Raw genomic sequence first — 14,198 nt, 5'->3', positions numbered from 1 at the left:
ACCATGTATCCTTCTTAAAGCCGCTTACTTCAATCATACCCTTGGATGGCAGTTGTAAACCCGCGAGGATCTTCATTAGGGTTGACTTGCCCGAACCGTTGTCACCTTGCAAATAAATGACATTCCCTTGGCATAACTCGAGACTTTGGGCTTTGAATATTAAGCGCGAGCCAAAGGACATTTCCAAGTCACGGGCGATCAGTTTGGCTTGGGTCATAGCTTAATGGCTCCTTGGCGTTTCTTTGCCACGTAAACTACCTAAGGCAAAGTTGAGGATCAAGGCCAAGATTAGCAGCACTAATCCGAGGGCGATAGCTTGGGCGAAATCGCCTTTACTGGTTTCCAGTGCGATAGCGGTAGGGATATTACGTGTCACGTTCAAGATGTTGCCGCCGACCATCATAGAACAGCCGACTTCGGTTAGGATACGGCTAAAGGCCGCTACAATCGCCAGTAATAACGGCATACGCAGTTCACGGCAGACTGTCCAGACGGCGCTTATCCAAGAGGCGCCTAAGGTACGTGAGGTTTCCCATGCCCGACGATCGACACTGGTGAAGGCCGCTTGACTCATGGCAATCATCACTGGGGCACAAATCATCATTTGGCCGAGGATCATCCCCTCTTGGGTAAACAACCACTTTAGGTCTCCGAGTGGGCCATTGCGGGTCAACATCAGATACACCAGTAGACCTATCACAACGGTCGGAATCGATTGCAGTGTTTGCACTAAGTTAGTGACAAACCACTTGCCAGGGAAATGGGCAAACGCCAACACAAAACCGAGCACCATAGAAGGAACTAAGGTGATGAGAAGTGCCGCGAAAGAAACCGAAAACGAGACAGATATGATGGACCAAACGTCGGGGTCCAATGAAAACAGCAGGCTTAATGCCTGCTGTAACAGTGCTAGCCAGCCTTCGCTCATTCGCTATAGGTTGCCTTAAACAGTTGCTCGCCTTCAACTTTGAAGTTGTTGATCATGGCTTGACCTTCTTTGCTGATCAGCCAGTCACTGAAGGCTTTCGCGCCTTTGTGGTTCAGATCTGGGTATTTAGTTGGGTTGATCAGAATCACTTGGTATGGGTTAGCTAGGGTTTTACCGCCATCGAAATCCACACTTAAGTCCAGCTTAGTTTTATAAGCCACGAAAGTACCACGGTCAGACAGAGTGTAACCTTGTAATTCGTTTGCCATTAGCAGGGTTTTGCCCATGCCTTGACCAACTGAAGTGTAACCTTTGAATTCTGGAGTCACGCCAGCGGCTTTCCATACTTCCAACTCTTTGATGTGGGTGCCAGAGTTATCACCACGAGAGAGGAAAGGTAAGCCAGATTTTGCGATTTTAGCGAAGGCTTCTTCAGCGGTTTTGCTTTCACGCAGTTTTGCTGGGTCATTTTTAGGACCTAACACCACGAAATCGTTTTCCATAATGCCACGCGGCTCAACGCCAAAACCGTCGGCAACAAATTTTGCTTCAGCACTCGGGGCGTGGGTCATCACTAAATCCACATCGCCTTGCTCGCCCAATTTCAACGCTTTCCCGGTACCCGTTGCGATAACTTGTACTTTGTAGCCTGATTCACTTTCAAACTTAGGCAGTAATTCTTTTAACAGACCTGAGTTCTCAGTACTGGTAGTGGTGGCTAACTTGATGACTTCAGCCGATTGAGCGGGTAACACTGTGAGCATGCTGGCAGCAACAACCAGGCCCAGTAATGACTTCATATGGGATTTCACGTTTAGCATGGATACTCCTTGGCGAAAAAATAGGTTTCCGACTCAATTGCCTATTGAGTTGGAAGTTCCGAAAATTGTAATGCGTTCGATTGAAAGCAAATAGGATGCCAAACCAACAATGGCGCATTTACGTTCACAGCTTGATCTAAATTGTGACCTCGGTCTCAGGCTCGACAAATAGTTTGCAGACAAATTGTCTCAGCGCATGCTTCTTATGGTTCATAGTGACCTATTTGTCTAGTTTCGATGCTAGAATTGGTCGCAATTGAGTCAAAATGTCCAGAAGTGAGCACTATGAGCCAGATAGATAATAACCTCAAGCCCCTTCCTTCCGCAGTGTCGGTCCTGATCGTCGATGACGAGCCTGGGATGCGTAGCTTTTTGAATAAGGCACTCTCGAAGAAATTCGCCTTAGTCGAAACGGCGGGCAGTATTGAAGATGCTGAGCAATTACGTAGTCGCTGCCACTTCGATTTATTGATTGTCGATATCCGTTTACCGGGCCGCTCGGGTATCGAGTGGCACGAAGCCTTAGACGAGCAAGGCCGCCGCTCCGATGTGATCTTTATGACTGGCTATGCAGATTTAGAAGTGGCCATTAAAGCGCTACGGGCTGGTGCCTCAGACTTTATCATGAAGCCCTTCCACCTCGAGCAGATGATGTCGGCGGTTGACCGTTGTATTGAGCGTCGTTTGCTGCGCCGTGAAAACTTAATGCTGCGCCGCGAAGTCTCTATCGGCTATTCCTCTACCATTATTGGCAGTAGCGAAGCCATGAAGTCGGTTAAGCAAGTGATTGAACGTGTGGCACCGACCAACGCCGTGGTATTAATTCAAGGCGAATCGGGCACGGGTAAAGAGTTAGTTGCGCGGCAATTGCACTTACTCAGCGGTCGCCAAGGGCCCTTCGTGCCCGTTAACTGTGGCTCGATTGCCCCTGAACTTCTTGAGAGCGAACTCTTTGGCCATACGGCGGGTGCTTTTACTGGCGCGAAGGGCAATCGCGAAGGTTTATTCAGTTTTGCCTCCGGCGGGACTATTTTTCTCGATGAGATTGGCGAGATGCCACTCAAGATGCAGACAGCACTGCTTCGTGTATTAGAGCAGAAGGCGATTCGCCCAGTAGGCAGTGAAAAGGAGGTCAATATTGATGTCCGGGTGATTGCGGCTACTAACCGAACACTCATGGATGAGGTCGAGGCGGGTAACTTCCGTCGTGATCTCTATTATCGATTGAATGTGCTGGATATTTTAATTCCTCCTCTGCGTGAGCGCCCGGAGGATGTAGTCGAATTGACCCACCACTTTACTCGCCAGTTGGCGGCGGAATTAGGCGTGCGTGAAGTTGTGTGGAGCCATGAGGATATGGTGAAACTGCAACAACACGAGTGGCCAGGTAATATCCGTGAACTGCGCAATATGATTGAACGGTGCATCTTGCTCGGCAAGCCGCCGGCGGAATATTGGAAACAACAGGTGAAGACTGAGTCTTCGGCTTCTCAAGGCTATCCCTTAGATTGGCCATTGAAAGAAGTGGAAAAACACCATGTGACTAGCGTGGTTGACCTGCATTCTGGCAATAAATCGGCGGCGGCGAGGGACTTAGGCGTTTCCCGCAAGACTTTAGATCGCAAGTATAAAGAGTGGTTTGACGTTAGCGACGAGCAGGAGTTCTAAGTGTCTTTTTTTACTCACTTTTTTGGTGTCAGTTGGCAGCAAATGCAGGCCAAAGTGCGCTATCGCATTCTGATCCTCACGCTGCTGCCAATTTTGCTCACCTTGGTGAGTTTAGTGTTTATCACTATTTACTGGAATATCAGTTACACAGGCAAACAACTGTTTATGAAGGTAAAAGCCGATTTAGCTGTCGCCGAGAACACGCTGCAACAGGTGCAAGTTCGTCAGGAGAAACAGCTAGAACGAGTGATGACCTCATGGACTTTTCAGAATGATTTTCGGCCAATCCTTTCCGGTGAGCTAGGTCATAGGGCGAGCATAGATGCCTTTTTAAATGAGCAGAAAAAACAACTCGACCTGGATTTTTTAAGGCTTGTCAGTGTAGCTGAAGCGGCGTCCGATCCTGATTTACGACAGATTCTTCCTAAAATGGGTGGTCTATTACCCTATTCGGGATTGATGGTGTTACCGCCAGATCGCTTAGCGCGTATCGATCCTGATTTAGCCCAAAGGGCGGCTATTCCACTGCTGGCGACCCTGCGGGCGCAAAGTCCGAATAAACAGGTCGAAGACCGTGGTTTACTGAGTCGCAGTTTGCTGCCTATCCCCGATTTGGAAGGCAAAGTGGCATGGTACCTCGACGGTGGCGTGTTATTTAATCGGGATACCCGTATCGTCGACCATATCCGTGACCTCGTTTACGACAAGGGCACCTTGCCCGAGCGTTCCATAGGTACTGTCACCATTTTTCTCGATAATATTCGTGTCTCTACCAACGTGCCTTTGCACTTTTTTCCGCAGCCCAATGAATCCCAAGGGCGGGCGCTCGGTAGTTTAGTGTCAGAGGAAGTGCGCGAAAAAGTGCTAAACCAAGGTGAGTTATGGGTCGATCGCGCCTTCGTGTTTAACGACTGGTTTATTTCCGCCTATGCGCCCTTGGAAGATATTCGTGGACAGCGTGTCGGGATGATCTACACCGGATTCTCTGAATCGCCTTTTATCCACAACTATCTGCTAAATATCATAGAGTTAGGCACTATTCTGATGCTGGTGCTACTGATCTCGGGGTTGTTGGTTTACCGTGGCGCCTACAGCCTGTTGCAACCGATTGAGCGGATTCACCATGTGGTGCAAGCGGTCCAGTCTGGGCGCAATGTGCGTATTGGCGCCTTAGGGCTAGACAGGGATAACGAGCTGTCGAATCTTGCCGAACAGTTCGACCGTATGCTCGACCTATTGCAACGGCGGAATGCCCAAATTCAAGCTGCCGCCGAACAACTCGAGATGAAGGTCGAAGAGCGGACTCGTAGCTTGCAGGATAAGACCTTAGAGTTGCAGCGTAACGTGGCCCTGCTCAACGAGACTCGCCAGCAGTTAGTGACCAATGAGAAGTTAACCGCTCTGGGTGAGTTAACCGCAGGGATTGCCCATGAGATTAACAATCCAACGGCGGTAATCCTCGGCAATATGGAGCTATTGCGTTACGAGCTTGGTGACAATGCCGAGGTGGTAAAAGAAGAAATCGATCTGGTTATTCAACAGGTTGGCCGTATAAGCACTATTATCCGCAGCTTGCTGCAATATAGTCGCCCTGGGGAGTTTAACGCTCCCTTAGAGATGCATCCTATTACGCCTATCATCGAGGAAATGCTGGTATTAGTACGACACTCTATTCAAAAACAAGAAGTTGTGCTGATCACTGAACTGAACGCCAGTTGTCCTGTACAGGTAAATCGCCCACAGTTACTACAAGTGCTGATTAACCTTGTAGTTAACGCCGCCCATGCGATGGATGGTAAGGGACGGATTTGGGTACGCACCTATGATTGGGTACAGCAGGATATGCCTATTGGCGTCAAAATCGAGGTTGAGGATGAAGGTTCTGGGATACCACCAGAGCAGCTAGGGCGGATTTTCGACCCCTTTTACACCACGCGTAAAGACGGCACTGGCCTTGGATTATCACTCAGTTACGGCATTATCAAACGCATCGGTGGCACCATTGAGGTGAGTTCTGTACTGGGCAAAGGGTCTATCTTCACCATTGGCTTGTACCACGAGGCGAAGGAAGATCAGCAAAACAACCCTTACGATGGCTTACATTTTTCCGGCCAATGCACCGAAGTTTCATCCTAGAATAGCAGTATTCGGAACGCTAATGGATTGATTAGCTGAATAAAAGGCAAAAAAAAGCCGGATGATGAATCCGGCCACAAAAGAGTGTGTGTGAGCAATGTCGTGCTTGCAAACTCAGGAGCACTTTAACAACGTCAGATTACCAGTCATCCGTGTTAAAGATGAGTTTTGGAACGCAAGTTAACGATAATCATTCTCACTTGCGTTTGCAAGTTATTTCTCGCAAAAAAATGCACATTTTTATCAGAGCCGCCCTTAAGCGGCGGTAATCGACTTGCTTAAATGCAGTTTATGGTCGATTAGGCTTTGGGGATCGGCCTTCAGCTCGGTAATCAAATATTGATTTCTAATCAACAGATTGAGCATTGCAGGGAAGCGATTCATGGTCTTAACCTGGATAAGGCTATAACCTTGGCGGCTTGCCCAAGTCTCTTGGTATTCCAACAGGCTTTGAGCCAGTCCTAAACGTCTAAAGTCGGTCGCAACACCACCTAACCAACTGTAAAACACGGCTTCTTCCTGTTCGTATCCCAGTTTAAAGCCTGCAAGTTCACCTTCCACATAGGCTAAGAGAATCAAGCAAGTCTTACCCGATAGGCGTTCTGCTAGCGCTGCGTCTGTCAGCGGGCGATCGAGTTCGGGAATTTGCTTGCTCAGTTCGATAAGCTGTGTGGTCAACTCAGGCGTCAGAGCTGTCAGTGCTTTAATTTCAATTGAATACATAATTTTCTCTCACAGAAAATCAGCCCCAATTGCGCATTAACGCAATGGGGCCGAACAAAAAACTGCTCAAATTATAACAGGTCTGGCCAGTTGAGTTAATCAGGAAAATGATTTTTGTGGACTGGTTTGCAAGATCTTGTCTTGTAAGACCTTCAGCAGGACGCCGTAGGCGGGCAGGAATAACCCTAAGCTAACGAGGAGCTTAAAGCTGTAATCCACGGTCGCGATTTCAGGCCAGTTGGCCGCCATAAAGCTGTCTGTCGAGGCATAAAAAGCGACGCTGAAGAACACTAAGGTGTCGACTAAGTTACCAACAATGGTCGATGCCGCGGGCGCGACCCACCAGGAACGGCTCTGGCGCAGACGGGCGAAGACAGTGATATCCATCAACTGGCCAATCAAATAAGCCGCGAAGCTGGCGAAGGCGATGCGAAACACAAAAGTGTTCCATTGGCTTAAGGAATCTATCCCTTGGAAGCTACCCTGATGGAATACCACACCCATGACATAGGAAATCATCAACGCGGGCACCATGGCCTTGAGGATGATGCTACGGGCGGGTGTTTGCCCAAAGATTCGCACGGTAAGATCGGTCGCGAGATACACAAAGGGAAAACTAAAAGCTCCCCAAGTGGTGTGAAAACCAAACAATTGAAACGGTAGTTGTACCAAGTAGTTGCTTACGCAAATAATCAGTATGTGAAATCCCACTAATAGCAGGAGTGCGCGGCGAAGCTGCGCAGGAGTTAACATTAACATATGTGGCCTTTTTAGTTGTGTAGGGCGGGGTGAGGGAACCCGCTAATGATCTGTTGTTATTTTACCCAATATCAGCGTGCTGAAATCGGGGTCGCCATTATAGTGACCAGGCCTGAAGATGCAAGCTTACTGTTTATATTCCAAGCAATTTAGCCGCATTTTTCCAGTGCGAGTAATCAATATGGTCACAGCATGGGTATAGAAACTATTCTACACTGTTAGGAAATGGGAGGAGAAAGCGATGCGATCATTTCTTGCGGCCTTGTGTTTTAGTTTATTGAGTTTATGCGCTTACGCGACACCGGCTAAACCCGTTGTGATCCATCTGGTCACCGCCTCGTGGCAAGGTTTCTCCAATCCCGATGAGACGGGTTATTACTTCGATATTCTCCGCCGGGCGTTTCCAGCCCCCGATTGGCAACTCGATGTACAGTTTATACCCTTCGCCCGCACGCTTTATATGATTGAAACCAATAGAGTCGATATGATCCTCAGCGTTTATAAAGGGGATGTGAAAAATAGTCTACTGAGTGAAAACCCCGTTGAACTTGATTCTATCGATGCCGCCGTCACCCCTCAAATTGCAGCGACTTGGGCTGGGATGGAGAGTTTATCCCACAAGAGAGTGCAAGCCATGTTGGCCTACCGCTATAACATGTTGACGACAACTCCTATGTATTATGAGGAAGGCAGCGATATCTTAAGCATGCTAAATAGCGTGAATGCGGGGCGAACGGATGCCGTGCTGGATTACAGAAAGAATATAGAGACTCTCGTCCCCCAATTGAAGGCGCCGCAGCAGTTTGTGATTATTCCTGGAGTGCTCACCGCCGAAACCTATTTTGCCTTTGCCAATACAGAAAAGGGGCGAATGCTAAAGCAACATTTTGATATTGAGCATAAAAAGCTGATTGAGTCCGGTGAGCAGGAGCGGCTCTACACTGAGACCAAAGCCAATGGCTATTGATGCGAAATATAGGTATTTGCCGTTAAAGTTCGATCAAAATTGACATAATCGTCGCTAGCTTATTTTCTAGCTCCTGCCATTCAGCCTCGGGATCTGAGCCCGCAATAATGCCCGCACCAGCAAATAGATTGATCTTGCCTGGTTCAATCAAGGCGCTGCGGATAGCCACCGAAAATTCACTCTCATATTTATTGAAATAGCCACAGGCACCGGCGTACCAGCCGCGCATGTAGCCTTCACGCTCGCGAATAAAGCGCATGGCAGACTCTCGGGGGAGACCGCCTACCGCAGGGGTTGGGTGCAGCGCCTTTAGCAATTGAAAGTCATTCACGCCCTGCTTTAACTCGGCACGAATGGCGCGGTGGAGATGCTGAATATGGTTCAACTTAAAAATCGTAGCTGCTTCTTCGGCACCCACATGTTGGCTCAAAGGGGTGAGCATGTTGACTATATGACGGCGAACCAGCTGATTCTCTATGCTGTTTTTGTTGTCCTCGAGCAGTGCATTGGCTAGTGCCGTATCTTCCTCTTGGTTCAGGCCACGTACAGTGGTGCCAGCAAGTGCCTCGGTAAACAGTTCTTGCTGACGACGGCGAAATAGGCGCTCGGGCGAGCAAGAGATATAAGTGCGCTCGGGGCTAAATTGGAACCCAAACTGGAAGCTATTGGGATTACGCCCCTGCCAGCAGGCTAACACCATCCAAGGGTCTACTTGTTCATTGACCTCGAGCTGAGTATGGCGCGACAGTACCACCTTGGGTGTCTCTTGATTAAACTTGGGTTCAACCACTTGCTCTATTAAGGTCTTCCAGCGTGGAAAATCTGGAATATCTTTGCGATTCAATAGGGTGAGCTTATTGGGCGGCGCGAGTGGACGAGCGGGCATCACGGCTTCAAGCGCGGCGATGGCAAGCTCAATTTCCTCTGCTGGAGGCTTATCGGCAAAGTTGAGATTAACCCGCAAACTGAATTGGTTCGCGCTGCGTCTAAATTCGATACGGGGCAGCACAAAGCGACTGTTGCCAAACTCCGGCCAGGATTCGATGCTGCGGTCAAACGCCACGCCGCCGTAGTAACGGATCTCCGGATTATTTGTTAAGGCACGCTGCTGTTCGTAGACATCCGCTAATGTGTTGTCATCGACACCAGCTTCAAACTTAAAGTCTTTACAGGCGCCAATTGCCGCCACTTCTTCAACCTTGTCGCGTCCGTGCCAGTAGATACGCGGATATTGGGTTTGGGATGCCAGCCATGAAATCAAAGGGATAGAAACAGTTGTTAAGGATAACTGCACTATCGGCTCCGTCGGTGGAACCTGCTTCAATTGAATGAGTTTGTCGATGAGAGACTTGAGGTCTTCAGACAGGGCATGAGCGGGCAAATAAAACTCCAAAGGTAACGAGATGAAGGTGGTGGCTGAAGTTCCGGCAGTCAGCGGTATGTTAATCCATTCTTTTTAAAGTCATTTACACCGAGTGGATAAGAGCGGGTAAATAAGAATCTTTCGCTCAAATTAAAGGCCGAGGCCGTCAGTGTCAAGATGCAACCCACGAGTGTGTGACTTTTACCATAGTCTCATTTTGAGATGCTAAAAAATGTGACCCAGATGGGTCTTTTTGTCGATACCGTTGCCTATGTTGGACATTTTGTCTCTTTGTGATGCATCTCATTTTCCATTTGTTGCAATTAGTCGATCTGAGTTGGTTTTTGATTTTTTTTCGGTTGAGACGGAATTTTCTCCGACCACAATAGGGGGCACATCTTAAATTTCCTGTATGACAACAATAATATGATTACCAGAAATACCGCCTTTAGAGTGTCGTCCTTAGCGCTTGCGATTGGGTTGAGTTTTACCGCCAACGCCGATGAAATCGCCCGCGATCCCCTGCTAAATGTGAATGAAGTCATTGTCGTCCATGGCGAAGGTGCCGATGCCGAGCAATTGGCGACCACCCATTGGAGCATAGACGAAGCCGAAATCCGCGCTTTAGGTGCGCAGACCTTAGATCAAGTGCTGAAGAATGTGCCTGGGGTGTATATCCGTGTGGGCGGTGATGGCACTCCTAGGGTCGATATTCGTGGTTTTAAGACACGCCATATCACTTTACTGGTGAACGGCGTGCCCATGAGCAGTGCCGATGATGGTCAGTTCGACCCAAGCGTAATCCCAACCAGCCAAATTGCCTCGGTTGAAGTGTCGGTAGGACCGACTTCTGTGCTTTATGGCCCAAGCGGTGCTGGCGGGGTAATCAATATTATTACTAAGCAGGGCAGTACTGCGCCTGCTCTGTCTGGGCGCTTGGAAGCGGGTAAAGACAATACCTTTAATGGCGATATCAGCGCCGCAGGTTCTGGCGATGATTGGCAGGGATTAGTGAGTGTTAGCCGTCAGCAGACCGATGGCTTCCCTATGTCGAACGATTTCGAGCCGACCCAAAACCAAGACGGTGAACAGCGCACAAACTCAGATAAAGAAGTCACCAACGTCTATGCCCAAGGCAGTTATTGGTTATCGGATAAGACACAGCTGATCGCCAATATGGCACTGCGTAATGGCGAGTGGGGTAAACCCTCACGTGATGGTACTGGCAGCGGTAAGCTCAAGTATGAGCGTACCGACGACTATGATTCGCATACCTTCCAACTCGGCTTAGCTCATCAGTTTGACGATACCTTTACCCTGCGCGGATTTGGTTATCACAATCAAAGCGATACCTTAGAAGCCGCCTATGCCGATGAAACCTATCAGGCATTGACGCAAACTCAAGATGGCCGCTCCGTGGTGCAAGGGGTCAATTTACAGCTGATCACCGATTTCCATAAGGCCGGACTATTAACCACCTCTGTGATCGCAGAAGAACAGCGTTGGAAGTCAGTCGTCGATACTTACTCAAGCAATACAGGCAGCGGTACAGGGAATAACTCGGGCACAGGCACTGGTTCAGGTTCTGGCAGCGGCTCGGGTAGCGGCGGCGGAACAGGCTCTGGTGGTGGCACTGGTAGCGGCGGCGGAACAGGTTCTGGCGGCGGCAATGGTAGCGGTGGCGGTTCTGGCGGCGCTGAAAACCTAAATGATTCTGCATGGTTATATACTGCTGCGGCCGAATATCAGTATCAGTCAGAACATAACTATGGCTTCACCTTGGGCGGGGCTTTCCATTCACTCGATACTTCAGACGGTACGGATGATAACTACTCGGCGATGGCATCTAGCTACTGGCAGGTGGTACCTGATTCACGCCTAAGCTTAAGTGTGGCACGTAAAGTGCGTTTCCCTTCGATGGTGAACTTGTACTCGCAATCATCAGGTAACAGTGAGCTAGAAGCGGAAGAATCTAAGCATGTCGAGTTAGGTCTGGAGCAAAACTTACCCGCCAGCACCGACTTCTCGCTCTACGGTTTTTACACGGATGCGAAGAATTACATCGCCAAAGATACCGATGGTTTCTACCAAAATATGGGGCGCTATGAGTTCAAAGGGATTGATTTTCAAATTAATAACCATGCGATTGAGCATTTAGATCTGAGCTTCTCCTACAGCTTCCTAGACTCGAAAGAAATGGAAGGTGACGATACCTTAGATGCGCTGCAATATCGTCCTCGTCACCAGTTGCGCTGGCAAATGAGTTACGAGTTCCCATTCGAGACGCAAGTCCACCTCAATGTGGAACGCATCCTCGATCAGGTTTATGCGACCCAGGTGAAGGTAAACGGGAAGAACCAGTACCAACAACAGTCGCTGGATAATTACACCTTAGTGGATATCAACTTAGTGCAGCCGCTGATCGCCGATAAGTTAGAAGTGTATCTGCGCGCCACTAACCTATTGGATGAGAACTACTACCAGAGTGAAGCCTTGCCTCAGGCTGGCCGTCAGTTCTTCGTGGGTGTGAACTGGCAAATTTAAGATGAAATTACTCGAGCTCGACGGTGTCAGCTTTAACTATGGCAGCCAATTAACCCCTGTATTACAGGAGGTCAGGCTAGGGATTAGCGCTGGTCAATGCCATTGTGTCAGCGGGCCAACGGGGTCGGGTAAATCGAGTCTATTAAACCTGCGTGCGGGCGTGCAGAATCGCCCTCATGAGGGGAATATTTGGCGTCACCCAGAGCTGATCACTGGCTTAGTGATGCAGGATCCGCAAACCCAGCTACTTAGGCAAACAGTGGGCGCCGAAGTCGCCTTCGCCCTAGAGAATCTCGGTATCCCTGCCGAGAATATGTTGCCTAAAGTGCAGTTAGCCTTGCGGCGCGTCGGGCTGTTTTTACGGCTCGACACTCAAGTTAGTACACTTTCCCTCGGTCAAAAATACCGTTTGATGATTGCCGCCCAGTTGGTGTGCGAGCCGCATTTACTCTTGCTCGATGAGCCATGGGCGCAGCTCGATGATAACGGCGTAAGCGAGCTATTGGCTGTGCTGCGTAATTTGATTGCCGAAGGCATGGCATTGGTGCTGGTGGAACATAATGCGGCGGCGTTTGCCGAGATTATCCAGCACTATTGGCAATTAGAGGCTGGCCGTTTATCCGAGGGAATATACACCGTCAGCGATACCCCTGTGCAGGATGTGCCAGTGAGAGCTTGGGGAGGCGCCCATCACTTAGGCAAAGTGCTGGTCAGCGCCGAGGCATTCGATTTCTGTTTCGACGGTAGCCAGCCCTTGTTTAGCTGTCCGCAGGGATTTCAGTTACATGCGGGTGAGATAGTGACTCTGGTCGGGGATAATGGCTCGGGTAAAACTAGCCTACTAAAATCCTTAGCCGGGATGCTCAACCTAAAGCTGCGTTTGCCGCTTAAAGTCTTAGGTCGTAAACCTAAATTGGGCATCTATGGTGCCGAGTTAGGGTTATTAATCCAAAGACCGAGTCGACAACTGTTTGAAACCAGCGTGTTAGCCGAGATGCAGTTTAGCCTGAATCGTTTCGAACTCCCTAAAGAGCGTGCCGAGCAAATGCTGCTCGATCTCGAGTTGATGGCGCTTGCCGAACAATCTCCCCATAAATTGTCCTACGGGCAGCAGCATTTGGTTGCCTTGGCATCCTTGGCCTGCTTGCAGCCTAAGGTACTGTTACTCGATGACCCGCTTGCTGGCATGGATAAGCACTATTACCGAAAAGTATGGTTCCTGCTCAAGCGTCTTAGGGCGCAGGGCTGTGCGATTCTAATGAGTAGTCACAGGCTGGTGGAACACAGTGCGGTGTCGCGGCAGTTAAGCCTGCGCCAAGGGCTGTTGGCAGAAGAAGCCATGGGGATGGAGGAGCGCTATGTGGGTTAGTTGCCGTCGCTGGCGACTACGAGCCCGCAGGCGTTGGAGTCGCGAACGCCAAGAAACTACGCTATGTGCGCTATCGCTATTGTTGGTCTGTGTGCTCTCAGCCTGCGCTTTTGTGTTACCCGCAGATTTATTGCTGCCGCTGGTGGCGATCAATGGCTTGCTCGTGCTCCATGGTTTAGCGCGCCGCGGCAGCATCATGGGGGTGGTTAAACTCGGTGCGATTCAGCTGACGATTACCTTGAGTCTGTATCTGTTGCTCTATGGTGTTGGCCATTTGGCTCAAGGCGCCGTGGTGGTCGGGCGGATTATTCTAGCGACTATCCCCGGCTGGTGGCTGTGTATTACGGCGGCGCCCGAGAGTATCGGCGAAGTGTTAAGTGCTTTTTTGCCAACCAAATGGGCCTTTGTGGTGGCAGCTTCCTTGAGTTTGCTGCCTTTTATGGCGGACGAAGTGCGCGAGATTTACCAGATCCAGTGTCTGCGCGGTGCACGTATTACCCCTAAGGCGTTGCGGAATCCCAAAAACTGGCCAGAACTGGTGTACTGCGTGCTGTTTCCTGTGTTAATCCAATTGCTTAAATTATCTCGCCAGATGGCGGTTGCCGCCCAGAGCCGTCACTTTGGCAAGAGTTCACGTGCCACCCATTGGCATTCACCCAGAGACAAAAGATGAATAAAAAACTCCCCCTGAGCTTACAGGATTCTTTGTTTATCGGCTTTTGTGCCACCCTGCTGGTGGCATTGACGGGCATGTTAAGGCTCAAGCTTGGGCTTTCTGGCCACAGCATGTTTTTAATGAGCTTCTTCTACTTGATTTGCTACGGCGTGCTTGGGCGTTTCGGCAGCATGATTGCCTGTGGCGGCATTGCGGGCTTAGTCGCTATGGCGCTCGGTGTTGGTAAGGGCGGCCCAATGATTTT

At 49.6% G+C, this 14,198-nt stretch carries 12 protein-coding genes and 1 pseudogene; 7 read left to right on the top strand and 6 right to left on the bottom strand.

Annotation, left to right across the window (positions count from 1 at the left end; genetic code table 11):
• The 3 genes from ACK5NH_RS20400 to ACK5NH_RS20390 form a co-directional block, all read right to left on the bottom strand.
• On the bottom strand, positions 1-217 hold a 217-nt coding region (locus tag ACK5NH_RS20400), incomplete at its 3' end, for an ATP-binding cassette domain-containing protein (protein ID WP_416923040.1).
• 3 nt (positions 218-220) lie between these two features.
• Positions 221-928: an ABC transporter permease gene (locus ACK5NH_RS20395; protein WP_416923038.1), complete on the bottom strand. Its 708-nt coding sequence runs from the start codon at positions 926-928 to the stop codon at positions 221-223.
• Positions 925-1,749 carry a substrate-binding domain-containing protein gene (locus ACK5NH_RS20390; protein ID WP_416923036.1) on the bottom strand — a complete coding sequence of 275 codons (825 nt, stop codon included), beginning with the start codon at positions 1,747-1,749 and terminating at the stop codon, positions 925-927. The genes ACK5NH_RS20395 and ACK5NH_RS20390 overlap by 4 nt, the downstream gene beginning before the upstream one ends.
• A 285-nt stretch (positions 1,750-2,034) precedes the next feature.
• On the opposite strand from ACK5NH_RS20390, the gene ACK5NH_RS20385 reads away from it, so the two are divergent.
• Together ACK5NH_RS20385 and ACK5NH_RS20380 are read left to right on the top strand one after the other, a co-directional pair.
• Entirely contained in the window at positions 2,035-3,417 is a 1,383-nt protein-coding gene (locus tag ACK5NH_RS20385; RefSeq protein ID WP_416923034.1) for a sigma-54-dependent transcriptional regulator, read from the top strand.
• The gene (locus ACK5NH_RS20380) at positions 3,418-5,553 is read left to right on the top strand and encodes a cache domain-containing protein (protein ID WP_416923032.1); all 2,136 of its coding nucleotides are present in this window, start codon (positions 3,418-3,420) and stop codon (positions 5,551-5,553) included.
• A 255-nt stretch (positions 5,554-5,808) separates the two neighbouring features.
• Here the strand turns inward: ACK5NH_RS20380 and ACK5NH_RS20375 are convergent, their stop codons facing one another.
• Positions 5,809-6,276: a GNAT family N-acetyltransferase gene (locus ACK5NH_RS20375; RefSeq protein ID WP_416923030.1), complete on the bottom strand. Its 468-nt coding sequence runs from the start codon at positions 6,274-6,276 to the stop codon at positions 5,809-5,811.
• 99 nt (positions 6,277-6,375) lie between these two features.
• Complete coding sequence (locus ACK5NH_RS20370) at positions 6,376-7,035, bottom strand: 7-cyano-7-deazaguanine/7-aminomethyl-7-deazaguanine transporter (RefSeq protein ID WP_416923028.1); 660 nt, start codon at positions 7,033-7,035, stop codon at positions 6,376-6,378.
• Between the two features lie 241 nt (positions 7,036-7,276).
• On the opposite strand from ACK5NH_RS20370, the gene ACK5NH_RS20365 reads away from it, so the two are divergent.
• The gene (locus tag ACK5NH_RS20365; RefSeq protein WP_416923026.1) at positions 7,277-8,002 is read left to right on the top strand and encodes an ABC transporter substrate-binding protein; all 726 of its coding nucleotides are present in this window, start codon (positions 7,277-7,279) and stop codon (positions 8,000-8,002) included.
• A 22-nt stretch (positions 8,003-8,024) separates the two neighbouring features.
• Here the strand turns inward: ACK5NH_RS20365 and ACK5NH_RS20360 are convergent, their stop codons facing one another.
• Complete coding sequence (locus ACK5NH_RS20360; RefSeq protein ID WP_416923024.1) at positions 8,025-9,383, bottom strand: isochorismate synthase; 1,359 nt, start codon at positions 9,381-9,383, stop codon at positions 8,025-8,027.
• 408 nt (positions 9,384-9,791) lie between these two features.
• On the opposite strand from ACK5NH_RS20360, the gene ACK5NH_RS20355 reads away from it, so the two are divergent.
• The 4 genes and pseudogenes from ACK5NH_RS20355 to ACK5NH_RS20340 all read left to right on the top strand — a co-directional run.
• Positions 9,792-11,909: a TonB-dependent receptor plug domain-containing protein gene (locus ACK5NH_RS20355; RefSeq protein ID WP_416923022.1), complete on the top strand. Its 2,118-nt coding sequence runs from the start codon at positions 9,792-9,794 to the stop codon at positions 11,907-11,909.
• A 1-nt stretch (position 11,910) separates the two neighbouring features.
• Positions 11,911-13,278, top strand: a complete 1,368-nt coding sequence (locus ACK5NH_RS20350) for an ATP-binding cassette domain-containing protein (RefSeq protein WP_416923020.1) — start codon at positions 11,911-11,913, stop codon at positions 13,276-13,278.
• On the top strand, positions 13,268-13,951 hold the full coding sequence (locus tag ACK5NH_RS20345; RefSeq protein WP_416923018.1) for an energy-coupling factor transporter transmembrane component T: 684 nt from the start codon (positions 13,268-13,270) through the stop codon (positions 13,949-13,951). Before ACK5NH_RS20350 ends, ACK5NH_RS20345 begins: the two co-directional genes overlap by 11 nt.
• Positions 13,948-14,198, top strand: a pseudogene (locus tag ACK5NH_RS20340) (core component of ECF transporter); the annotation flags it as partial. The gene ACK5NH_RS20345 and the pseudogene ACK5NH_RS20340, both read left to right, overlap by 4 nt.

This window comes from Shewanella sp. (assembly GCF_047975355.1).
Classification (GTDB): Bacteria; Pseudomonadota; Gammaproteobacteria; order Enterobacterales; family Shewanellaceae; genus Shewanella.
Note: the sequence above shows the minus strand (reverse complement) of the source record. Positions and strands in the feature narration are given on the sequence as shown.